22 protein-coding genes are annotated in these 21,174 nt (G+C 68.8%); 10 read left to right on the forward strand and 12 right to left on the reverse strand.

Annotated elements, in window-relative coordinates:
• Positions 1-6: 6 nt before the first annotated feature.
• The 3 genes from EOW65_RS02565 to EOW65_RS02575 all read right to left on the reverse strand — a co-directional run bounded on the left by EOW65_RS02565 (position 7) and on the right by EOW65_RS02575 (position 2,974).
• On the reverse strand, positions 7-969 hold the full coding sequence (locus tag EOW65_RS02565) for a GAF domain-containing protein (protein ID WP_240664459.1): 963 nt from the start codon (positions 967-969) through the stop codon (positions 7-9).
• Between the two features lie 104 nt (positions 970-1,073).
• Positions 1,074-1,835 carry an RlmE family RNA methyltransferase gene (locus EOW65_RS02570; RefSeq protein ID WP_128147436.1) on the reverse strand — a complete coding sequence of 254 codons (762 nt, stop codon included), beginning with the start codon at positions 1,833-1,835 and terminating at the stop codon, positions 1,074-1,076.
• Between the two features lie 17 nt (positions 1,836-1,852).
• Positions 1,853-2,974 (reverse strand): Ppx/GppA phosphatase family protein, encoded by a 1,122-nt coding sequence (locus EOW65_RS02575; protein WP_128147437.1) that lies wholly within the window; start codon positions 2,972-2,974, stop codon positions 1,853-1,855.
• A 456-nt stretch (positions 2,975-3,430) separates the two neighbouring features.
• On the opposite strand from EOW65_RS02575, the gene EOW65_RS02580 reads away from it, so the two are divergent.
• Genes EOW65_RS02580 through EOW65_RS02610 form a run of 8 tightly spaced genes read left to right on the forward strand, consistent with a single transcriptional unit; the run spans position 3,431 to position 10,617 of the window.
• Positions 3,431-4,834: a DUF2927 domain-containing protein gene (locus EOW65_RS02580; RefSeq protein WP_128147438.1), complete on the forward strand. Its 1,404-nt coding sequence runs from the start codon at positions 3,431-3,433 to the stop codon at positions 4,832-4,834.
• A 34-nt stretch (positions 4,835-4,868) separates the two neighbouring features.
• Positions 4,869-5,033: a hypothetical protein gene (locus tag EOW65_RS19870; RefSeq protein WP_164879965.1), complete on the forward strand. Its 165-nt coding sequence runs from the start codon at positions 4,869-4,871 to the stop codon at positions 5,031-5,033.
• 7 nt (positions 5,034-5,040) lie between these two features.
• Positions 5,041-6,222: a vWA domain-containing protein gene (locus EOW65_RS02585; RefSeq protein ID WP_128147439.1), complete on the forward strand. Its 1,182-nt coding sequence runs from the start codon at positions 5,041-5,043 to the stop codon at positions 6,220-6,222.
• Positions 6,219-6,596, forward strand: coding sequence for a hypothetical protein (locus EOW65_RS02590; protein WP_128147440.1), 378 nt, complete (start codon positions 6,219-6,221; stop codon positions 6,594-6,596). Before EOW65_RS02585 ends, EOW65_RS02590 begins: the two co-directional genes overlap by 4 nt.
• Positions 6,593-7,204 (forward strand): DedA family protein, encoded by a 612-nt coding sequence (locus tag EOW65_RS02595; RefSeq protein ID WP_128147441.1) that lies wholly within the window; start codon positions 6,593-6,595, stop codon positions 7,202-7,204. Before EOW65_RS02590 ends, EOW65_RS02595 begins: the two co-directional genes overlap by 4 nt.
• A gap of 34 nt (positions 7,205-7,238) precedes the next feature.
• A complete protein-coding gene (locus tag EOW65_RS02600; protein ID WP_128147473.1) occupies positions 7,239-7,916 on the forward strand; it encodes a M48 family metallopeptidase in 678 nt (225 codons plus the stop codon).
• A 53-nt stretch (positions 7,917-7,969) separates the two neighbouring features.
• On the forward strand, positions 7,970-9,211 hold the full coding sequence (locus EOW65_RS02605; RefSeq protein WP_128147442.1) for a hypothetical protein: 1,242 nt from the start codon (positions 7,970-7,972) through the stop codon (positions 9,209-9,211).
• Positions 9,208-10,617 carry a cytochrome P450 gene (locus tag EOW65_RS02610; RefSeq protein WP_128147443.1) on the forward strand — a complete coding sequence of 470 codons (1,410 nt, stop codon included), beginning with the start codon at positions 9,208-9,210 and terminating at the stop codon, positions 10,615-10,617. The genes EOW65_RS02605 and EOW65_RS02610 overlap by 4 nt, the downstream gene beginning before the upstream one ends.
• Here EOW65_RS02610 and EOW65_RS02615 read toward each other — a convergent pair.
• Together EOW65_RS02615 and ctaA are read right to left on the reverse strand one after the other, a co-directional pair.
• Positions 10,605-12,074 (reverse strand): carboxypeptidase M32, encoded by a 1,470-nt coding sequence (locus EOW65_RS02615; protein ID WP_128147444.1) that lies wholly within the window; start codon positions 12,072-12,074, stop codon positions 10,605-10,607. The genes EOW65_RS02610 and EOW65_RS02615 overlap by 13 nt on opposite strands.
• On the reverse strand, positions 12,071-13,222 hold the full coding sequence (ctaA, locus tag EOW65_RS02620) for a heme A synthase (protein WP_128147445.1): 1,152 nt from the start codon (positions 13,220-13,222) through the stop codon (positions 12,071-12,073). The genes EOW65_RS02615 and ctaA overlap by 4 nt, the downstream gene beginning before the upstream one ends.
• Positions 13,223-13,433: 211 nt before the next feature.
• On the opposite strand from ctaA, the gene tig reads away from it, so the two are divergent.
• The gene (gene tig / locus EOW65_RS02625; protein WP_128147446.1) at positions 13,434-14,768 is read left to right on the forward strand and encodes a trigger factor; all 1,335 of its coding nucleotides are present in this window, start codon (positions 13,434-13,436) and stop codon (positions 14,766-14,768) included.
• Between the two features lie 124 nt (positions 14,769-14,892).
• Here tig and EOW65_RS02630 read toward each other — a convergent pair whose 3' ends face one another.
• The 5 genes from EOW65_RS02630 to rpsF form a co-directional block, all read right to left on the reverse strand.
• Positions 14,893-15,756: a sulfotransferase family protein gene (locus EOW65_RS02630; protein WP_128147447.1), complete on the reverse strand. Its 864-nt coding sequence runs from the start codon at positions 15,754-15,756 to the stop codon at positions 14,893-14,895.
• A 23-nt stretch (positions 15,757-15,779) separates the two neighbouring features.
• The gene (locus tag EOW65_RS02635) at positions 15,780-17,081 is read right to left on the reverse strand and encodes a mechanosensitive ion channel family protein (protein ID WP_240664461.1); all 1,302 of its coding nucleotides are present in this window, start codon (positions 17,079-17,081) and stop codon (positions 15,780-15,782) included.
• Between the two features lie 122 nt (positions 17,082-17,203).
• Positions 17,204-17,770, reverse strand: coding sequence for a 50S ribosomal protein L9 (gene rplI, locus EOW65_RS02640; RefSeq protein ID WP_128147449.1), 567 nt, complete (start codon positions 17,768-17,770; stop codon positions 17,204-17,206).
• Positions 17,771-17,782: 12 nt separating this feature from the next.
• The gene (gene rpsR, locus EOW65_RS02645) at positions 17,783-18,010 is read right to left on the reverse strand and encodes a 30S ribosomal protein S18 (protein WP_068765176.1); all 228 of its coding nucleotides are present in this window, start codon (positions 18,008-18,010) and stop codon (positions 17,783-17,785) included.
• 17 nt (positions 18,011-18,027) lie between these two features.
• Positions 18,028-18,390, reverse strand: a complete 363-nt coding sequence (gene rpsF / locus EOW65_RS02650; RefSeq protein ID WP_121532093.1) for a 30S ribosomal protein S6 — start codon at positions 18,388-18,390, stop codon at positions 18,028-18,030.
• A gap of 208 nt (positions 18,391-18,598) precedes the next feature.
• Here rpsF and EOW65_RS02655 point away from each other — a divergent pair, with 208 nt between their 5' ends.
• Positions 18,599-19,141 (forward strand): hypothetical protein, encoded by a 543-nt coding sequence (locus tag EOW65_RS02655; RefSeq protein WP_128147450.1) that lies wholly within the window; start codon positions 18,599-18,601, stop codon positions 19,139-19,141.
• Here EOW65_RS02655 and EOW65_RS02660 read toward each other — a convergent pair.
• Positions 19,138-20,124, reverse strand: coding sequence for an LLM class flavin-dependent oxidoreductase (locus tag EOW65_RS02660; protein WP_128147451.1), 987 nt, complete (start codon positions 20,122-20,124; stop codon positions 19,138-19,140). The two genes, EOW65_RS02655 and EOW65_RS02660, sit on opposite strands and share 4 nt — an antisense overlap.
• Positions 20,125-20,212: 88 nt before the next feature.
• Positions 20,213-21,124 carry a DMT family transporter gene (locus EOW65_RS02665; RefSeq protein WP_128147452.1) on the reverse strand — a complete coding sequence of 304 codons (912 nt, stop codon included), beginning with the start codon at positions 21,122-21,124 and terminating at the stop codon, positions 20,213-20,215.
• Between the last annotated feature and the right edge of the window lie 50 nt (positions 21,125-21,174).

Consider the following 21,174-nt stretch of genomic DNA (forward strand, 5'->3'; position numbering starts at 1 on the left):
TGACGCTCAGACCTGCAGCCCGAGCGCCTTCGCCTTGCGGTAGAAGGTGGCGCGGCCGATGCCGAGATCGCGCGCCGCGGCCGAGACGTTGCCGCCCGAACGCGCGAGTGCCCGCGCCATCTCGGCGCGCTGCGCCTCCTCGAGCCCGCCGCGCGTGGTCTGCCCACTGAACAGATCATCCGCCGGCAGCCGGCCGATGGCGCTGTCCTCGATGCCGAGGTGGCGCCGCGCCGCGCGCGTCGCGCCGATCACCAGATCGTCGCGGTCGAGCGCCAGCAGCATCACGCCCTGCGGCGCGTTCTCGCCCGCCCCGGCCGAGAGGATCCGCGCCCCCTCGAAGGAGGCGCGGAAGAGATCCGCCTCGATCCGCTGCGCCGCGTCCTGCACGGTGAGGGCGACGATCCGGGCATAGCCCTCGGCCATGTCGTCGCGCACCGAGGAAATGTCGATCACCCCGGCGAGCTCGCCGGTCGCGCCGAAGACCGGCGAGCCCATGCAGGTCAGCCCGGTGTTGGTCGAGCGGAAATGCTGGTCGCGCCAGACGGTGACGGCGCGCCCCTCGGCCAGACAGGTGCCGATGCCGTTCGTGCCCTCGGCCCCCTCCGACCAGTCGGTGCCGGGCGCAAGGTTCGAGGCGTGGAACTCGCGCTTGTCGCCGTCGCGCACGCGCTCATCCAGGATCAGCCCCTGCGCGTCGGACAGAAGCACGGTGCAGCCCGCGTCGCAAGCGGCGCGGGCGAGCCGGTCGAGCACCGGGCTCGCCACCCGCACCAGAAGCCCCGCCGCCTCGCGCCGGGCGCGCATCTCGGGCGTCGACAACCGCTCGATCGGGCGTTGCGTCGCCGGGTCGAGCTTGTGATGGATGAGCGAGCGGCGCCAGCTTGCCGCAAAACCCGCCCGGCCGAGCGCGGCCGGCGAGGTCACCACCGACTGCACGATGTCGGCATGGTTGCGTTGCATGGTGTTCATCGACGGCATGGCGAAAAGCCTCCCCTCTTTCCGATGCGTCAGGCACGAAAGGATAGCCGGTTCGGGGCAAGTGTAAATGCCCCCGCGCGGGGGTGCCTTACGACTTAGGTCGCAGGCTCTTCCCCATCTTCCGCCCCGCCCTCGTGGCGCTTGCCGCGAAAGCCCTGCGCGACCACGAATTTCTCGGAACTGTCCTTGCGCGAGGCCGGCGGCTTGACGTTCGCGACCTTGGTGAAATTCTTCTTGAGGATGGTCAGCAGCTCCTGCTCGGCCCCGCCCGCCAGCACCTTGGCGACGAAGGTGCCGCCCTCCTCGAGCACGTCGAAGGCGAAATAGGCGGCGTGTTCGCACAGGGTGATGATGCGCAGGTGGTCGACCTGCTGGTTGCCCGAGGCCGCCGCGGCCATGTCCGACATCACCACATCGGCTTTGCCGCCAAGCCAGGTCTTCACCTTCTCGTCGGCGTCATCCTCGAGGAAGTCGAGCTGATGGATCTCGGCGCCGGTGATCGGCGTCACCTCCTGCAGGTCGACGCCCAGCACGGTGCCCACCTTCTTGCCCGACTTCTCGCCAAGCGCGTTCACCCGCTGCACCGCCACCTGGCACCAGCCGCCCGGCGCACAGCCAAGGTCGACGACCCGCGCGCCCGGCACGAGGAAGCGGAACTTGTCGTCGAGTTCGAGGATCTTGAAGGCGGCGCGGCCGCGATAGCCTTCCTTCTTCGCCCGCACGACATAGGGGTCGTTCAGCTGCCGCTCGAGCCAGAGCGTCGAGCTGAGCTTGCGCCCCTTCGCCGTCTTCACGCGCACGCGCAATTCGCGCTGGCCGCGGCCCGAGCTGTTCTTTCCGGAGGGTGTCTTCGCCATTTTTCTCTCCTTGCCCCTCAGATCGGCGGCATTTCTTCGAGCACGCCATCGGCGGCCATCTGGGCGTAAAGCAGCCCCTCGCGCAGACCCCGGTCGGCAACCGACATCCGGTCGGTCGGCCAGACCCGCATCAGCGCCTGCAAGATCGCCGCGCCGGACATGATCAGCGTGTGCCGGTCGCGCCCGATGCGCGGATCGGCGCGCCGGCCCTCGGGGCCAAGCTGCAGGAACCGCCGGATCACCGCGTCGATCTGCGCCGAGGACATCGCCAGCCCGTCGACGCGGGTGCGGTCATAGCGCTTCAGCCCGAGGTGACAGGCGGCGACCGTCGTCACCGTGCCCGAGGTGCCGATAATCTGGAACCCCTCTTGCGGACTGCCCGAGCTGTAGGGGGTGAAATCGGCCAGTTTCTCCTCGAAGAACCAGCTCATCAGCGCGAAACGCGCCGCGTCGTCCTCGACATCGGCGAACTGGTCCTTGAGCGTGGCGACGCCAAGCGGCACCGAGATCCAGTCGACCACCCGCGCCGAGGGCTCGGGGCCTTCGAGCGCGCGGAACCCGCCCGCCCCCGACATCCGCATGATCGCCCGCGCCCGGTCGGCCGGCGGCACCTTCGAGATATCGATCCAGACAAGCTCGGTCGAGCCGCCGCCGATGTCGACCACCAGCACCTGTTCAGTGCGCGGGCTGACGAGCGAGGCGCAGGAGATCACGGCAAGACGTGCCTCCTCCTCGGGCGGGATGATTTCAAGCGGCAGGCCGGTCTCGCGCCGCACATAGCGGATGAAATCGCGGGCATTGCCGGCGCGGCGACAGGCCTCGGTCGCGACCAGTCGCATCCGTTTCACGCCATGGGATTCGATCTTGCGCCGGCAGATCTGCAACGCCTGCACCGTGCGCGCCATGGATGAACGCGACAAGCGGCCCGAGGCTTCAAGCCCCTGGCCGAGCTGGACCGCCTTGGAAAAGCTGTCCACCACCTGAAACTGATCGCCCTTCGGTCGGGCAATCAGCATCCGGCAACTGTTGGTGCCAAGATCGAGCGCAGCATAAAGCTCGCCCTTCTCGGCGGGGACGGTCGCGGTCGGCTCTACCGTTTTCGGGAACGCGCCCGCAGACCTGGGACGCCTGGGCGCCATTGCACGCCCTCCGATTTCAAGTTGTCCCCAAGGTAGCGATTTGAACGCCCGGGTTCAAGGCGAGAGGTGACGCCGCGGTGACACGATCGCGAGGGCCCGGCGTGGACATGCGATTCGACGCGCCCCACACCGTGACGGCGCAACAATGCCTCCCGAACGGACGGATTGGTTGCGCGATCACCGGGGGATGAAAGGGACCGACTGCCGCAGCCATGCTGCGCGGACTGTTTCCGCCGCTGCAACGCCGCCGCCGGCGGCATGGCAGCGCAGCGATGATTCGGCGGAACCGGCCAACCGGCGTTTCCGCCGGAAGGACAATTTCGGGCCAGTTTCGCAACCAGTGTGCCGCAATCGCCGGGCGGCATCACCTCGGGGCCGTCATTTCTGCTTGCGAGCCACGGGCTTGCCGGACGAAGCTGAGGCACCGCAATCGTTTGCACCCGGGGAACGACGGCCATGCGTCCGACATCTTCCACGCCGCGCGCGCTGCATGCCGCACCGCGGCACGCCCTTGTGGCGTTCGCGCTTGCGGTCGTGCTTGCCGCCTGCGCCGGTCCTGCGCCGCAAACGCCGCCGAGCCGCGCCGGGGCGGTGAGTGCCGAACTGCCGCTCGACACGCCGGTCCCGACGCCGCGGCCCGGCGAGCTTTCGAACGCCGCCCTCGCCCGCGACTTCCGCGAGCTGTCCTTCGCGCTGGAAACCGGGCGTGCCCTGCCCGTCTTCACCCGCTTCGAGGGGCCCGTGAGCATCTCCTTCGCCGGCGCGGTGCCCGCCAATGCGCCCGCCGAGCTTGACCGTCTGACCGCGCGACTGCGCAGCGAGGCCGGCATCGCGATCGGCACCGGCCTTGGCGGGGCGAACCGGATCACCCTTGAGTTCGTGCCGAAACGGGTGCTGCAGGCCGAAGTGCCCGGCGCCGCCTGCTTCGTGGTGCCGAATGTCGCGGGCTGGGACGATTACCGCGCCCGCCGGCGCGACCGCGCGACCGACTGGGCGACGCAGACGGTGCGTCGCGATGCCACCGTCTTCATCCCCGCCGAGGCCAGCCCGCAGGAGCTGCGCGACTGCCTGCACGAAGAGGTCAGCCAGGCGCTCGGCCCGCTGAACGACCTCTACCGGCTGCCCGACTCGATCTGGAACGACGACAATTTCCAGGCGGTGCTGACGCGCCACGACATGCTGATCCTGCGCGCGACCTATGCGCCCGAGCTGTCCTCGGGCATGACCGAGGCCGAGGTGGTGGCGCGGCTGCCCGCCGTGCTCGCCCGGATCAACCCCGCGGGCGGCGCCGTCACGCCGCTCCCCGCCGATCCGACGCCGCAGCGCTTCTCGCGCGCGATCGACACGGCCTTCGGCACCGGCACACCTGCCCGGCGCAAGGCCGCAGCCGCCCAGGCGGTCGCGATCGCCCGCGCCGAGGGCTGGAATGACAGCCGCACGGGCTTTGCCCTCTTCGCGCTCGGCCGGCTCAGCCTGAAGGACGACCCGCAGGGGGCGCTGTCGGCCTTCCGCACCGCCGGCGCGATCTTCCGCGCCACGCCCGGCGCCGCGGTGCAGGCCGCCCATGTCGACATGCAGCTTGCGGCCCTTGCCCTTGCCTCGGGCCAGCCCGGCGAGGCGCGCGCACTGAGCGAACGCGCCCTGCCGCCCGCGCGCACGGCCGAGAACGCCGCGCTGACCGCGACACTATCCATGATCCGCGCCGAGGCCTGCGAGGCGCTTGGCGACAGCGCCGGGGCCAAGGCCGCCTGGCTCGACTCGCAGCACTGGGCACGCTATGGCTTTGGCTCGGACGCCGCGGTGCGGGCCCGCGCCACCGAGGTGGCGGCGCTGGCCGGGGCCGGGGCGCAGGTGAACTGAGCCGGCGCTGCCCGGCCGCATCCGGGGAGGCGGGATGTATATTCTGGCAGGGCTGGTGATCGGCGCGCTGATCGGTGCGGCACGGGCGCGGCGACGCGGCGGCAACGGGCTCGACCAGCTGCAATATGCGGCGGTCTTCGGCATTCTCCTTGCGCTTGCGGGGCTTTTCGTCACCATCGTGCTGAACCGGATGGTGTGAGGCGCGGATGTTCCTGCCCTTCTTCGAAGCCCTGCGGCGCGGCGGCGTGCCCGTCTCGCTGCGCGAATACCTGGCCTTTCTCGAGGGGCTGGCGGCGGGGCTGTGCACCTATGATCTCGACGGTTTCTACTATTTCGCCCGCACCACGATGGTGAAGGATGAGCGCCACCTCGACCGTTTCGACCGCGCCTTCGCCGAGGCCTTTTCGGGCATCGAGGCGATCGCCCCCGAGGCGGTGCTCGAGGCACTCGATCTGCCCGGCGACTGGCTGGCGAAGCTCGCCGAGAAGCACCTCAGCGACGAGGAGAAGGCGGCGATCGAGGCGCTTGGCGGTTTCGACAAGCTGATGGAGACGCTGCGCCAGCGCCTGGCCGAGCAGAAGGAGCGCCACCAGGGCGGCTCGAAATGGATCGGCACCGCCGGCACCTCGCCCTTCGGCGCCTATGGCTACAACCCCGAGGGGGTCCGCATCGGGCAGGACAAGTCACGTCATCAACGGGCCGTAAAGGTCTGGGACAAGAGGGAATTCCAGGATCTCGACGACACGGTCGAACTCGGCACGCGCAACATCAAGGTGGCGCTGAAGCGGCTGCGGCAATGGGCCCGCGCCGGTGCGCATGAGGAACTCGACCTGCCCGGCACGATCCGCGCCTCGGCCGAGGCGGGTTACATCGACGTCAAGACCCGGCCCGAGCGGCGCAACGCCGTCAAGGTGGTGCTGTTTCTCGACATCGGCGGCTCGATGGATGCGCATGTGAAGCTGGTCGAGGAGCTGTTCTCGGCGGCCCGCGCCGAGTTCAAACATCTCGAACATTTCTATTTCCACAACTGCCTTTACGAGGGGGTGTGGAAGTCGAACAAGCGCCGCTGGGACGAGGTCACGCCGACCTGGGAGGTGCTGCATCGCTTCGGCCCCGACTACAAGTGCATCTTCGTCGGCGACGCCTCGATGAGCCCTTACGAGATCACCCATGCGGGCGGCGCGAACGAGCACTGGAACCCGGAACCCGGCGCGCTCTGGCTTGCCCGCGCCCGCGAGCAATGGCCGGCGCATGCCTGGCTCAACCCGGTGCCCGAGCGGCACTGGGGCTACACCGCCTCGATCGGCATCGTGCAGCGCGAATTCGAGGGGCGGATGTTCCCGCTGACCCTCGACGGCATCACCCGTGCGATGCGGACCCTCGGATGAGGTTGCGCGCCGCCCTCGCCCGGCTCTGGCACGAGCAGCGCCTCGTGGTCATCGCCTTTGCGCTGGCCGTGGGGCTGACCGCCTTCTTCGGCGGGCGGATGGTGGTGCGGGCACTCTATTGGTCGAACCCCGCGCATCACCGGCAGATGCCCGAGCCCTGGATGACGCCGGGCTATCTCGCGCGCAGCTGGCACCTGCCGAACGGCGCACTCGATGCGGTGCTGGGCCCCCGCGAGGGCGCGCGGCGCTCGCTCGAGGAGATCGCGCGCGACCGCGGCATTCCGGTGGCGCAGCTTCTGGATGAGCTGACGGCGGTGCTGCCGACACTCCCCCCGCTCGCCCCCGGCGCCGATCCGGACCAGCCGCCGAAATGAGCCTCGCCGACCTGTCCGACTGGTTCCTCGCACAGCTGCCGCTCTACGGGCCGGTGCTGCTCGGGCTGACCACCTTCCTCAGCTGTCTGGCGCTGCCGGTGCCCTCGTCACTGATGATGATCGCGGCGGGCGCCTTCGTCGCCTCGGGTGACCTGTCGCTGCCGATGGTGGCCGCAGCCGCCTATGCCGGCGCGGTGGCAGGTGACCAGCTGGGTTTCCTGCTCGGTCGCCGCGCCGGGAACTTCCTGCCGGCACCGGGCACGCGGCGCGGCGATCTGATCGCCTCGGCGATGGCGAGCCTGCGCCGGCGCGGCACCGTCACGGTCTTCCTCAGCCGCTGGCTGTTCTCCGCGCTCGGCCCCTGGGTGAACCTTGCCGCGGGCGCCTCGGGCTTTGCCCATCCGCGCTTCGCCCTTGCCGATCTGCTGGGCGAGGCACTCTGGGTCGCGGCCTATGTCGGGCTGGGCATCGTCTTCGGGGCGAACCTGCAGGCGGCGGCCGATCTTGCGGCAAACGCCGTGGGTTTCCTCGGCGCCGGCGCCGCGGCCCTCGCCCTTGGCGCGTGGCTGTGGCATGCGCTGCGCGCGAACGCGCGCGGCGGCGCTTGACGCCCCCGGCCCAAGTCCCCACATCGGCCCCATGTTGCTGCGCCTTCTGCCCATCCTGCTGATGCTCGCCTATGGCCTCGCGCTGTGGCAGTTTTCCGCACGCAGCCTTGCCCGCTCGCTCGACGCGAAATCGCGCCGGCTGAACGACAGCCGCCTCGCCCCGGTGCTCCACCGCCTCGCCGCCGCGCTTGGCGTCGCCACCGTGCCCGTCCATGTCTACGAGGTCGAGGCGGTGAACGGCCTTGCCGCCCCCGACGGCCGCGTCTTCCTGACCGAGGGGTTCCTGCGCCTGTACCGCGAGGGTCGGGTCAGCGCCGAGGAGATCGGCGCCGTCATCGCGCACGAACTGGGCCATGTCGCGCGCGGCCATGCCCGGCGGCGGATGATCGACTTCACCGGACAGAACGCCCTGCGCGCCGTGCTGACCGGCGTTCTCGGCCGGATGATCCCCTTCGCCGGCGTCTGGATCGCCAACACGCTGACCACGGCCCTTGCCGCGAAACTCAGCCGCCGCGACGAGTTCGAGGCCGATGAATTTGCCACCGCGCTGCTGATCAAGGCGGGCTATGGCGCCGGCCCGCAGATCGCGCTGTTCGAGAAGCTCGAAGCGCTGACCGGGGCGACAGCGATGCCCGCCTGGCTCGCCACCCACCCGGCCGCGCCCGAGCGCATCGCCGCGATCCGCCGTCATCTCGCCCGCTGGCAGGGTTAATCCCTTACCTTCGGCCGTTTTGCCCGCTAGTCTCGGAAAAAACCGGGGCCCGCATGACCGCAGATCAGCCGCAGACAGAGGAGGCGCGCCGCGTGCGCCGGCGCCGGGTGTTCTACATCCCGGGCTATGACCCGATCCACCCGCGCCGCTACCGCGAGCTTTACCGCAAGGAAGGCGCCGCGCAGGCCGGGATCTCGGGCTATGAGATCGCGCTCGCCCCAAAGCGTGGCGGCGGCCCCTATGGCTGGCGCGTGCAGTCGGTGCAGGCGGGCGAGACGGTCGAGGCCGCGGTCGAGGTGCTGGTCTGGTCCGACATCGTGCGCGACAGCATGGGCGCCTCGATCCCCGAAACCTATGCGCAGCTTCTCCGCACCGCCTGGGCCTATATCGGCTCGGGCGCGCTGTTTCGCCTGATGCGGCTGCGCAAGGGGCCGATCATCGCCGCGCTCTACCCGATCTTCGCCCTGCTGGCCCAGGCCCTTGTCGGCGCGCTGCTCGGCTGGGCCATCGCGGCCGCGCTGCTGGCGCTGTTGCCGCCCTTCCCGTTCCGGGCCCTTGCGGGACTGGCCGTCGGCGCCGCCGTGCTGGCCCTCACGCTGCGCTGGTTCCGGGCGAAGGACGGCAAGTTCTACGCCTATTACCTGATGCACGACTATGCCTTCACCGCGCGGTGGGGCGGCGCCAACCCGCCGCGCCTCGAGGCGCGGATGGCCGACTTCGCCGACACCATCGCACAGGCCCTGACCGAGGACTGGGACGAGGTGCTGGTCGTCGGCCACAGCTCGGGCGCGCATCTCGCCGTCTCGATCCTCTCCGACCTGATCCGCTCGGGCCGCGTGCCCGCCACGGGCCCGGCGCTCGCCTTCCTCTCGCTCGGCCAGGTCGTGCCGATGGTCAGTTTCCTGCCCCGCGCCACCCGGCTGCGCGCCGACCTCGCCTTCCTTGGCGCGCGGCCCGAACTGACCTGGGTCGATGTCACCGCGCCGGGCGACGGTTGTGCCTTTGCGCTGTGCGATCCGGTCAAGGTGACGGGCGTCGCACCGCCCGAGCAATTCCAGCCGCTGATCCTGTCGGCGGCCTTCACCCAGACCCTCAGCCCCGAACGCTGGAAGGCGCTGCGCTGGCGCTTCTTCCGGCTGCATTTCCAGTATCTGTGTGCCTTCGACCGGCCCGGCGACTACGATTACTTCCGCATCACCGCCGGCCCGCAGACGCTGGCCGAGCGCTTCCGCGACCGCCCCCCGTCAAAAAGCCGCATTGAGCGTGCCGGGAACCGCTTTACCACGATCGCATGACCGCACCGCTGCCCCCGAAACCCGCCCCTCGCCCCGACAAGGTGTCGCTCTGGCGTTATTTCCGCCTGTTCCGCGCCGATATCCTCTCGGCCCAGCCCGCGCGGCTCTACCGCGCCTGGATGGCCGAGTTCCGCACCCCCTTCTTCCGCTCCTTCCTGTGCAACGACCCCGCGCTTGTCGCCCGGGTGCTGAAGGAGCGGCCGATGGATTTCCCGAAATCCGACCGGGTGCGCGAGGGGCTGGCGCCGCTGCTGCGCGACAGCGTGTTCCTGACCAATGGCGAGACCTGGCTGCGCCAGCGCCGGATCATCGACCCGGCCTTCGAGGGCGGACGCCTGCGCGACACCTTCCCCGCGATGTGGGAGGCGGGCCAGGCCTGCGTCGCCAGACTTCGTGCAAAGATCGGCCCGGAACCGATTGAAATCGAATCGGAAACATCGCATGCCGCAGCCGATGTGATCTTCCGCACCCTGTTCTCGATCCCGATCGAGGATGCCACTGCCTCGGCCGTCTTCCACGAGTTCCGCACCCATCAGAACGCCTCGCCGGTGGTCAATCTCGGCGCGCTGCTGCCGCTGCCGCGCTGGTTCCCCCGCTTTCACTCGCGCGCGACGAAACGCACCGCCGCCCGGATCCGCACCCTGATCGAGCAGCTCACTGCCGCCCGCGCGGCCGAGATCGCGGCGGGCACCGCGCCCGATGACCTCGCGACAAAGATCATGACCACCCCCGATCCGGTGACGGGCGCCCGCTTCGGCACCGCCGAGATGGTCGATCAGGTGGCGATCTTCTTCCTCGCCGGGCACGAGACCTCGGCCTCGGCACTCGCCTGGTCGCTCTATCTGCTTGCTCAGAACCCCGACTGGCAGGACCGGGTTGCGGCCGAGGCCGATGCGGTCATTGGCGAGGAAATCCCTTATTTCTCAATCCTGAACCGGCTGAAGCTCAGCCGGGCGGTGTTCCGCGAGGCACTGCGGCTCTACCCGCCGGTGCCGATGTTCGTGCGCGAGGCGCGTTGCCCCGAGACCTTCCGCGAGCGACCTGTGCCGAGGGGCGCGCAGGTGGTGATCAGCCCCTGGCACCTGCACCGGCACGAACGGATCTGGCACAACCCCGATGGTTTCGACCCGGCCCGCTGGGACAGCGAGAACGGCAAGGAGGCGCAGCGCTGCGCCTATATCCCGTTCTCGACCGGCCCGCGGGTCTGTCCGGGCGCCGGCTTTGCCATGGCCGAGGGGCCGCTGCTGCTGTCGCTGCTCATCCGCGCCTTCCGCTTCGAGACGGTGGCGGGCGCGGTGCCGGTGCCGGTCGCGCATCTGACGGTGCGCGGCAAGGACGGCATCCGGCTGCGGCTGAGCCCGCGCGAGGGGGCAGGCAGCCCCCCCTGTCGCGCTCACAGCCCGTAGATCGCGCCGAATTTCGCCTCGAGGTAATCGAGCAGCGGGCCTTCCGTCGGGGCAAAGCCGCAGGCCGCCTCGATCGTCTCGACCGGCGGGCGCAGCCCGCCGTGGCGATGCAGGCTCTCGCGCAGCCATTCGGTCGCGGGCCGCGCCGAGCCACCGGCCAGCGAGGCGTCGAGATCGGGGAGTGCCGCGCGCAGCGTCTGGTGCAGGCAGCCGGCATAGACATTGCCAAGCGCATAGGTCGGGAAATAGCCGAAGAGCCCCACCGCCCAATGCACGTCCTGCAAGAACCCCTGCGAGGGCGTGGGCACCGCAACGCCGAAATCCTGTTCGAACCGCGCGTTCCAGGCCTCCTCGAGGTCGTCGACCGCAAGCCGCCCGGCGATCAGCTCGCGCTCGAGATCGAAGCGCATCATGATGTGCAGGTTGTAATGCAGCTCGTCCGCCTCGGTGCGGATGAAGCCCGGGGTGACGCGGTTCACGCAGGCATGGAAGGCCTCGGGCGTGCGGATGCCGAAATCGCCGAAGGCCTCGGTCATGCGCTGATAGAGCCAGCCGGTGAAGGCGGCCGAGCGGCCGATCTGGTTCTCGAAGATCCGGCTCTGGCTTTCGTGCACGCCCATCGACACGCCATGCCCCATCGGAGTGAAGGCGTATTCCTCGTCGATGCCGAGCTCATAGCAGGCGTGGCCGGTCTCGTGGATCGTCGAGTAGAGGCAGTTGAACGGATCGCTTTCGACCACGCGGGTGGTGATGCGCACGTCGCGCCCCGAGCCCGAGGAGAAGGGATGCACCGCGATGTCGAGCCGGCCGCAGCTCCAGTCATAGCCGAAGGCCGAGGCGCAGATCCGGGCGAGACGCAGCTGTGCCGCCTCGGGGAAGACCTGATCGAGCACCGGCGGGCGGAATTCGGCGCCGAGCACCCGCTCGCGCAGCGCCACAAGCCGCGGCCGCATCCGGTCGAACATCGCACCAAGGGAACGGTGGGTCGCGCCGGGCTCGTAATCGTCAAGGAGCGCATCGTAAAGATCGCCCTCGGCCAGGCATTCGGCCTCCTCGCGCTTCAGCGCCAGCACCTGTTTCAGCACCGGCACGAAGGCGGCGGGGTTTTCCTCGGCCCGCGCCTCGGCCCAGATGCCTTGCGACAGCGAGGTGAGGCGGGCCAGTTCCGTCGCCAGACGCGCGGGCACCCGGGTGTTGCGGTTGTAGCTGCGCCCGGCAAGGTCGAGGAAACGCGCCTCGAACGGCGTTTCCGCCTCGGCCCGGGCAAGCCAGTCCTCGATCCGCGGATCGGTGCGGCGGGCGTGCAGCACGGATTCGAGCGCGGCGGTCTCCTCGGCGCGCTGTTCGGCCGCGCCGCGGGGCATCACCGTCTCCTGGTCCCAGCCCAGCCGTTCGGCGATGCTGGCCAGTGCCTCGGTCTCGCGCTGGAACGCGACAAGCTCCTGAAATGCCGTCATCTTGCTCCCCCCCTGATGGATTGCACCTGCGGGTATCGCGCGAGGAAACGCGCGCGCAGGATGAGAACGAAGGCCATCACCGCGCCCAGCTGATGCGCAAGGCCAAGCGCCATCGGCGCGGCATGGATCAGCGTGACGATGCCAAGCGCCACCTGCACCAGCAGCCAGGCGCCCATCCAGGCGAAGGCGGTGCGGGTCGCGCCATGGGCCGCGCGGCGGCCGCGCAGCGCGGTGACCGCGCCGAAGATCAGCACGAGATAGCCGATCATCCGGTGGTCGAACTGCACCAGCCCCGGGTCTTCGAAGAAGTTGCGCCACAGCGGCGAAAGCGAGAACGGCTCGGGCGGTAGGAATTGCCCGCCCATCAGCGGCCAGTCGGTGAAGCCGCGCCCGGCGTCGATGCCGGCGACCAGCGCGCCAAGCAGCACCTGCAGGAAGGCGAGATGCAGCACCCCCGTCGCCATGCCGAACAGCCGCGGCTCGGCCAGACGGCGGGCCTGCAAAAGCTCGGCCTCGCTGCGGCCCAGCAGCAGCGCATACCAGGCGATCAGGCCGAGGATGGTGAAGCCGATGCCGAGATGCACGGCGAGGCGATAAGAGGCGACCGAGGTCATCCCCTCGCCCAGCCCCGAGCTGACCATCCACCAGCCGATCGCGCCCTGCAGCCCGCCGAGCACGCCCAGACCGAAGAGCCGCAGCCCCCAGCCCTTCGGGATCCGCCGCGTCAGCGCAAAGCCCGCAAAGCCCGCCGCCCAGACAAGGCCGATCATCCGGCCAAGCGCGCGATGCGCCCATTCCCACCAATAGATCGCCTTGAACCCGGCCAGATCCATCGTCGCATTCGCCAGCGCGAATTGCGGCGTCGCCCGGTATTTGCCAAATTCGGCCTGCCAGTCGGCCTCGTTCAGCGGCGGCACCATGCCGGTGACGGGTTTCCATTCGGTGATCGAGAGCCCCGCATCGCTGAGCCGGGTCGCGCCGCCAAGCGCGATCATCGTCGCGACCAGCGCGAAAAGCGCGAACAGCCAGACCCGGATCGCGGCGCGCGCGCCCTTCGGGCGGGCGTCGATCAGCCCGCCCCTGGGGGCGGTGGGGATGGCAGGCTTTTCGGCGCCGACCTCTTCGAAGATGCTGCGTTTGGGGCTCATGGGGGTCTCCGTCGTCTCGGCCCGACACTAGGCGGCGGCGACCGGGGCGGCAAGGGGGCGCGGCATCCCGCCCCGGCCCCGCCCGCCACCACCGAAGCCGCCCGGGCCTTGCCTTTTCACCTTGCCACCAAGACGCGCGCCCAATAGAAGGGCGGCTGAAATTCGGAATTGCGCGCGTTACCGGGCGCGCCTTTGAGACAGAGGAAAACCCATGCAGGTCACCGAGACCCTCAACGACGGCCTCAAGCGCGGCTACCAGATCACCGTCACCGCGGCCGAACTCGAGAAGACTGTCACCGAGAAGCTGCTCGAAGCGCAGCCCGAGATCGAGATGAAGGGCTTCCGCAAGGGCAAGGTGCCGATGGCGATGCTGCGCAAGCAGTTCGGCCCGCGCGTTCTGGGCGATGCGATGCAGGACGCCGTCGACGGCGCGATGAAAGAGCATTTCGAGAAGACCGGCGACCGCCCGGCGATGCAGCCGAAGGTCGAGATGGAAGGCGGCGAGAACTGGAAGGAAGGCGATGACGTCATCGTCAACGTTTCCTACGAAGCGCTGCCGGAGATCCCGGAAGTCGACCTGAGCGACGTCAAGCTCGAGAAGCTGGTGGTGAAGGCCGAGGAGGCCGCCGTCGCCGAGGCGCTCGAAAACCTCGCCAAGACCGCGCAGAGCTTCGAAGACCGCCGCAAGGGCTCGAAGGCGAAAGAGGGCGACCAGGTCGTCATCGACTTCGAAGGCTTCCTCGGCGACGAGCCCTTCGAAGGCGGCAAGGGCGAGAAATACCCGCTCGTGCTCGGCTCGAACTCGTTCATCCCGGGCTTCGAGGATCAGCTCGTCGGCGCCAAGGCCGGTGACGATGTCGAAGTGAAGGTCACCTTCCCGGCCGAATACGGTGCGGCACATCTCGCGGGCCAGGAAGCCACCTTCAAGTGCCACGTGCACGAGGTGAAGGCACCGAAGGCGGCCGAGCTCGACGACGAGCTGGCGAAGAAGTTCGGCGCCGAAGACCTCGAAGGTCTGAAGAAGCAGATCGCCGAGCGTCTGGAAGCCGAATATCAAGGCGCGGCCCGCGCGATCCTGAAGCGCGGTCTGCTCGACGTGCTCGACGCGAAGGTCAAGTTCGACCTGCCGCCGTCGCTGGTCGAGGCTGAAGCCCATCAGATCGCCCACCAGCTCTATCACGAAGAGCACCCGGACGATCACGGCCACGACCACGGCGCGATGGAACCGACCGACGAGCACAACAAGCTCGCCGAGCGCCGCGTGCGCCTTGGCCTGCTGCTCGCCGAACTCGGCCGCAAGCAGGAAATCGAAGTGACCGACGCCGAGTTCACCCAGGCCGTGCTGAACCAGGCCCGCCAGTATCCGGGCCAGGAACGCGCCTTCTTCGAATTCGTGCAGCAGAACCCGCAGATGCAGCAGCAGCTGCGCGCCCCGATCTTCGAGGACAAGGTCGTCGACTTCATCGTCAACGGTGCCAAGGTCGCCGAGAAGGAAGTCTCGAAGGAAGACCTGCAGAAGGCCATCGAGGCTCTCGACGAGGTCTGATCGACCCCCTCGACCGCATTCGGAAGGGCCGCCCCTCAGGCGGCCCTTTTGCTTTTCCACAACGGGCGGTGCCAATGCGCGCGCGCGGCGGTGGCCCCGGCCGCAATCTGCCGCTGCGGCCGTTTCACGTTTTCCGGAAATTCCGGATTTTTCGGGAATCCCGGGGCTGATGGTTGGGGGCGCGCACGGAGCTTTCCTTCGGCGCGGCCTGCGGCACTGACGGAACCTCTGCGGGCGGCTCGCTCCAGCCCGAGATGTCGAGCCCGCTCAGCGTTGCGAATTCCGCCATCTCGCCCGCAAGGCGGCTTGCGACGAAGTTGAAATCGGCTCGGCGCGGCGGCGCATCTTTCCTGCCACGCCGCTTCATCTCGTGCCGCGCCTCGACCCGGGCAAAGGGCGCGATGCCGAGGAATGTGGCGATCCGGTTCAGCGTGTCCATATGCGCCTTGAACAGGTCTTCCGAGCGCAGGTTCAGGATCTGCGCACGCGGGAACAGGGCATAGGCACGGCGCAACTGGCTCGCATAGCGGCCGCGGTCGACATAGGAATGGAGCCGCCGCCCCTTGCCGAGCGGGCCGGCCTCGGCCAGGCGCTTTTCCTCGGCGGCCAGCGCCTCGGAAAAGCTCAGCGTCTCTGCCCCGCGTGCGACCTGCATCGCCCAATGCGACTGTGCCCGCTGGAACGGGTCGCGCCACAGGAAGATCAGCTTCGCCTCGGGATTGTAGGCCCGGATGCGGGCAAGAGACGGCTCCCAATAGCCATAGATCGGGGTGACGTCGACGCGCAGCCGGCCGCCGTCATCGCCGGGATAGAAGGTGTCGTAGCGCCGATAGTCGGGCCGCGACCAGTCCTGCGCCTCGTCGTCGAAGAAATGCGTCTCCTTGCGGGTCGGCGCCGTCAGTCCGCGATGACCGCAGAGATAGGCGTGCAGCGTCGTCGTGCCGCCCTTCTGCCCGCCGCAGCCAAAGACCGAAACCCGTTGCGCCATCGTCTCCCGCTTTGTTGCTCGCCTCAAAAGCGCATGCCGCCCTCGGGGCCGCGCAGCTCGACCACGCGATGCGGATAGGGGATCTCGATCCCCGCCTCCTTCAGCGCGTTCCAGATCAGGAACAGCACGTCCGAGACATATTTGTTCGGACCGTCATCGAGTCCCGAGACCCAGAATTCGACCGCGAAGTCGATGCCGCTGTCGCCAAAGCCGCGCAGCTCGCAATCGGGGGCCTCGGGATGGCCGAGCACCTTCGGATGCTTTGCCACCGCCGCCTCGATGATTGCGGGCACGCGGTTGATATCGGTGTCGTAGCTGACCGAGAAGGCCGCCTCGAGCCGGTTCGCCGAGCCCTGATCAGAATAGTTCACCACGCGGGTGGTGATGAAATGCTCGTTCGGCACCACGATCCATTTGCCGTCGAAGGTCTCGAGGATGATCGAGCGCAGCGTCATCTTGACGATCGTGCCGGCCTCGCCGCCGTCGAGCTCGACATAGTCGCCGACCGTCGCCTGCCCCTCGATCAGCAGGATGATGCCGGAGATGAAGTTCGAGGCGATCTGCTGCAGGCCAAGGCCGATACCGACGCCGATCGCACCGCCGATCACCGCGAGCGAGGTCAGGTTCACCCCCATCACGTTCATCAGCACGAGGAAGGCGAGACCGAAGATGGCCACCTCGGCGGTCTTGATCGCGAGCTGGCGGGTGGCCGGGCGCAGCTCCTCCTGACCCGCGAGATAGGCGGTCGAGCGCTCGTTCGACCAACGCCCCGCCCAGAAGATCAGCCCCCCGAACAGCGCGAATTTCATCGCCCAGAGCAGGTCGAAGGACAGATTGCCGAGCGGCATCCGCATCGTCGAGAGCGCCGCGGCAACGGTCGGCATCAGCCCGACGGCATAGACCGCGACGATCGGCAGCACGACGAAACGGCCGTAGGCCCGCAGGAAGGGCTCGCGCAGGACATCGCGCACGAAGGCGCGCACGGCGAGGAACAGGAACACCCGCTTGCCGAAAGCGGCAATGCCGGCGGTGCCGAAGAGCGCGCGCAGGGCCTCCTCGCCGAAGGCCGCAAACGCCGCGGCAAAGAGCGGACCGAGCAGCGGCAGCAGGCGGCGCAACTGCCGGCGCAGCAGCGACAGCGAGCCGGTCGCACCCGCTGCCGGGCTCAGCAGTCGCAAGAGCATCGGCCGCACAAGTGCCGCCGCGCCCCAGCCGAGCAGCACCGCGAGCGCCAGCGCCACGATCTGCCCCCAGGCGGAGGGGGTGACGATCCAGTCCCGTGCCGCGGCGAGCGCCGGCTCGATCTGCTGCAGATAGCGCTCCATCCCGACCATCCCCTTGTCCGTTTCGCCTTCCTCCTAGGATGCCCCGACGCGGCAGGCAAGCCGGCAAGAAAAAACCGCGCCCCGAAGGGCGCGGTTTCCGGTCACCGGGCGGATGGGCCCGATTATTCCTCGTCGCCGGCAGCAGCGCCGACTTCGTCGAAGAGCTCGGCGATCTCGAACTCGGCTTCGGCTTCGGCGGCGAGCTCCTGGATCGACTTGCCCGACGCCTGCAGCTCGGCCTCTTCGGCCGAACGGGCGACGTTCATCACGATCGTCACTTCGACTTCCGGGTGCAGCACGACGTGAACGTCATGCAGGCCCAGGTCCTTGATCGGAGCCTTCAGCGCGACCTGCTTGCGGTCGAGCGAGAAGCCACCGGCGGTCGCGGCTTCGGCGGCGTCACGCGGGGTGACCGAGCCGTAGAGCGCGCCCGAATCCGAGGCCGAGCGGATGACGATGAAGGTCTGGCCGTCGAGCTTCTCGGCGAGAGCCTCGGCTTCCTTCTTGGTCTCGAGGTTGCGGGCCTCGAGCTGCGCCTTGCGGGCCTCGAACGACTTGATGTTCGTTTCCGACGCGCGAAGGGCCTTGCCCTGCGGCAGCAGGAAGTTGCGGGCGTAACCGTCCTTGACGTTCACGACCTCGCCCATCTGGCCGAGCTTGGCCACACGTTCCAGCAGGATGACTTGCATGGGTCTCGCTCCTTACTTCACGGCGTAGGGGAGCAGGGCGAGGAAACGCGCGCGCTTGATGGCACGGGCGAGTTCACGCTGCTTCTTGGCCGAGACGGCGGTGATGCGGGCGGGCACGATCTTGCCGCGCTCGGAGATGTAGCGCTGCAGCAGACGGACGTCCTTGTAGTCGATCTTCGGCGCGTTCTCGCCCGAGAACGGGCAGACCTTGCGGCGACGGAAAAACGGTTTGTTGGCCATGGGTCAGGTCCTTTCGATCAACGGCGTTCGCGACGCTCGCGACGGTCGTCGCGCTCTTCGCGTTTCTGCATCTGCACCGACGGGCCGTCTTCGTGCGCATCGACCTTGACGGTCAGAACGCGCATGACGTCGTCATGCAGACGGGCGAGACGTTCCATCTCCTGCACCGCGGCCGAGGGGGCATCGGTGCGCAGATAGGCGTAGTGGCCCTTGCGGTTCTTGTTGATCTTGTAGGCCATCGTCTTCACGCCCCAGTATTCCGAGGCAACGACCTTGCCGCCGTTGTCGGCGAGAACGGTCGAGAAGTGTTCGACGAGACCTTCGGCCTGCGCGTTGGACAGGTCCTGGCGCGCAATGAGGACATGCTCGTAAAGCGGCATGTTTGCTCCTGTTTCTCGGGCGGCTTCATAGGAGGGCCAGTGACTTCCGCGGCCCACCACGAGAGGCTCCGCCGGTTCACATGAATGCGGAAGTCCGCGCCTTATAGGCCATGGCGCGCGCGATGCAAGCATTGATTGCCATGGCCGGGCGGGTTTACCTGAGCCCCGGGGGCGGGGTATCACGAAAACCGCAGACCGGGGAGCTTTCATGTCGCGCTTTTTCACCACGCTCGGGACGTTCGGAGAACTCTTCATCCAGGCGGCCCTGCTGATGCTTGCCGGTGGGATGGCCTTCCTCATCACGCTCCTTGGCACGCAGATCCTGCATTTCGTCACGGACGAGGGATCGCCGCTGGCGGTCGGCCGCTGGGCGCAGCTGCCGCAGGCGCTGCTCAGCGTCCCGCAGATGGGGGCGATGCTCGGAGTCTGGTGTCTCGTCGTGCTGGCCCTGCCGAGCCGCCCTGCCGTGACCACGATGACCGATATCGCCGGCGAGGGCATCGCCTTCCTCGCCGGGATCGTCGCCGGTGCCGCGACCTTCCTTGCCGTGCAGGATCTGGCCAGCCGGGGCGCCGCGCCCGAGCCCGTGCTCACCGCCTTCGGGCTGCGGCTTGCGATCCTCTATGGCGCGGCCTGCGTGGTGATGTGGTTGCCTGGCATGCTGGCACGCCTGTCGCTGCCGGGCTGGCAGCGGGGGATCTTGCTGCTTGCCCTCGTTGGCCTCACCCTCGCCTCGGTCTGGCAGCCCTAGCCGATCCGCGCCATCACCCCGGCGCCGATCTCGAAGCTGCGCAGCCGTGCGTGGTGGTCGAAGATATGGCCGGTGAGGATCACCTCGTCGGGGCGATAGGTGTCGATCCAGCTGCGCAGCTGCGCCTCGACCGTGGCCGGGCTGCCGACGGCCGCGACACGCAGTGCCCGCTCTGCCATGGCGATCTCGGCGCGGTTTGCAACCGTCGTCAGATCGGCACAGGGCGGCGGCAGCGGCCCCGCGGTGCCGCGGCGCAGGTTGATGAAGCTTTGCAGCATCGAGGAACGCAGCAGATGCGCCTCGGCATCGGTCTCGGCGGCAAAGAGGTTGACCGCCAGCATGAAGCGCGGCGCCGCGGTGACACCCGGACGGAAGCGCGCCCTATAGGCCTCGAGCGCCTCGCCCAGCATGTCCGGGGCGAAATGGCTGGCGAAGGCATAGGGCAGACCGAGATAGGCCGCAAGCTGCGCCCCGAAGAGCGACGAGCCCAGCATCCACACCGGCACATGCGTGCCCTGCCCCGGCACCGCGCGTACCGGCGCCTCGGGGTCGGCCTCGCCAAGATACCCCATCAGCTCGACCACATCCTCGGGGAAGCGGTCGGCGCCGCTCATCCCCCGCCGCAGCGCCTGCGCGGTGCGCTGATCGGTGCCAGGTGCCCGCCCGACGCCCAGGTCGATGCGGCCGGGATAGAGCGTGGCAAGCGTGCCGAAGGCCTCGGCCACCTGCAGCGGCGAATGGTTCGGCAGCATGATCCCGCCCGAGCCCACGCGGATGCTGTGGGTCTGGCCCGCGACATGGCCGATCACCACCGCGGTCGCGGCGGAGGCGATGCCGGTCGAGTTGTGATGCTCGGCCAGCCAATAGCGATGATAACCGAGCGCCTCGGCATGGCGGGCGAGCGAAACGCTGTTCGCCAATGCCTCGGCCACGCTGGCACCAGCGGGAATGGGCGAGAGATCGAGGATCGAATAGGGGATCATGGCAGGCTCCTTCCGCGGCCTATCTAGGCCCGCGGCGCGACAGGGAAAGGGCGCACCCGCCCTGCCCCCGCGTCAGCCCTCTCCGGGGTCAGCGCCCGGCCCGTCCGGCGATCACGATGCCCGCCAGGATCGCCCCGAAACCGACGGCATGATAGAGGTGCAGCTCCTCGCCCAGGAACAGCGTCGAGAGCACCGCGCCATAGACCGGCAGCAGGTGGATGAACTGCCCCGCCCGCGCCGGCCCCGCGATCGAGACCGCACGCATGTACAGCAGCGTCGCCAGCACCGAGGGCACGACACCCACGTAAAGCATCGCCGCGATGCCGGCGCCGGAAAAGCTCGGCACCCGGCCCGCGGCGATCTCGAGCCCGAGGAAGGGGGCCAGCAGCACGAGCGTCATCGCGCTGTGCACGGCGAGCAGCCCGAGCCGGTTGACCGAGGCGGGGATCCGCGTCAGGCCAAGGGTGTAAAGCGCCCAGCAGATCATCGCGACGAAGATGATCAGATCCCCGCGCGAGAATTCCAGCGTCACCAGCCGCTGCCATTCGCCATGCAAGATGATGACGGCCACGCCGAAGGTCGAGACCAGCAGGCCGAACGCCTGCAGCGCGCGCATCTTCCGCCCCCAGAACAGCGCGCCCAGCACCAGGATCAGCACCGGGATCGTCGAGTTCAGCAGCATGCCGTTGGTCGCGGTGGTGTATTGCAGCCCGACATAGACGAGGGTGTTGAAGCCGGTGACGCCCGGAATGCCGACCAGCGCCACGAGCTTCCAGTTTTCCCGATACCAGGCCGCGTCGCGCTTGAGATAGGGCCAGGCGAAGGGCAGCATGCACAGCAGCGCAAGGCCCCAGCGAACGCAGGACAGCGCCATCGGCGGCACCTCGCCACGCGCCGCGCGCGCGACGATGAAATTGCCCGCCCAGAACAGCGGCGGCAGCGCCAGCGCCGCGATCCCCTCGAGTCCGAGCCGTGCCCGGCCCTCCGTTGCCTCGCTCATGTCCGTTCCCTCCCTGCAACCGGCCCGGTTTGCGGCAATTCCGCCCGGCG

This window comes from Paenirhodobacter ferrireducens (assembly GCF_004022265.1).
GTDB lineage: Bacteria > Pseudomonadota > Alphaproteobacteria > Rhodobacterales > Rhodobacteraceae > Rhodobacter > Rhodobacter ferrireducens.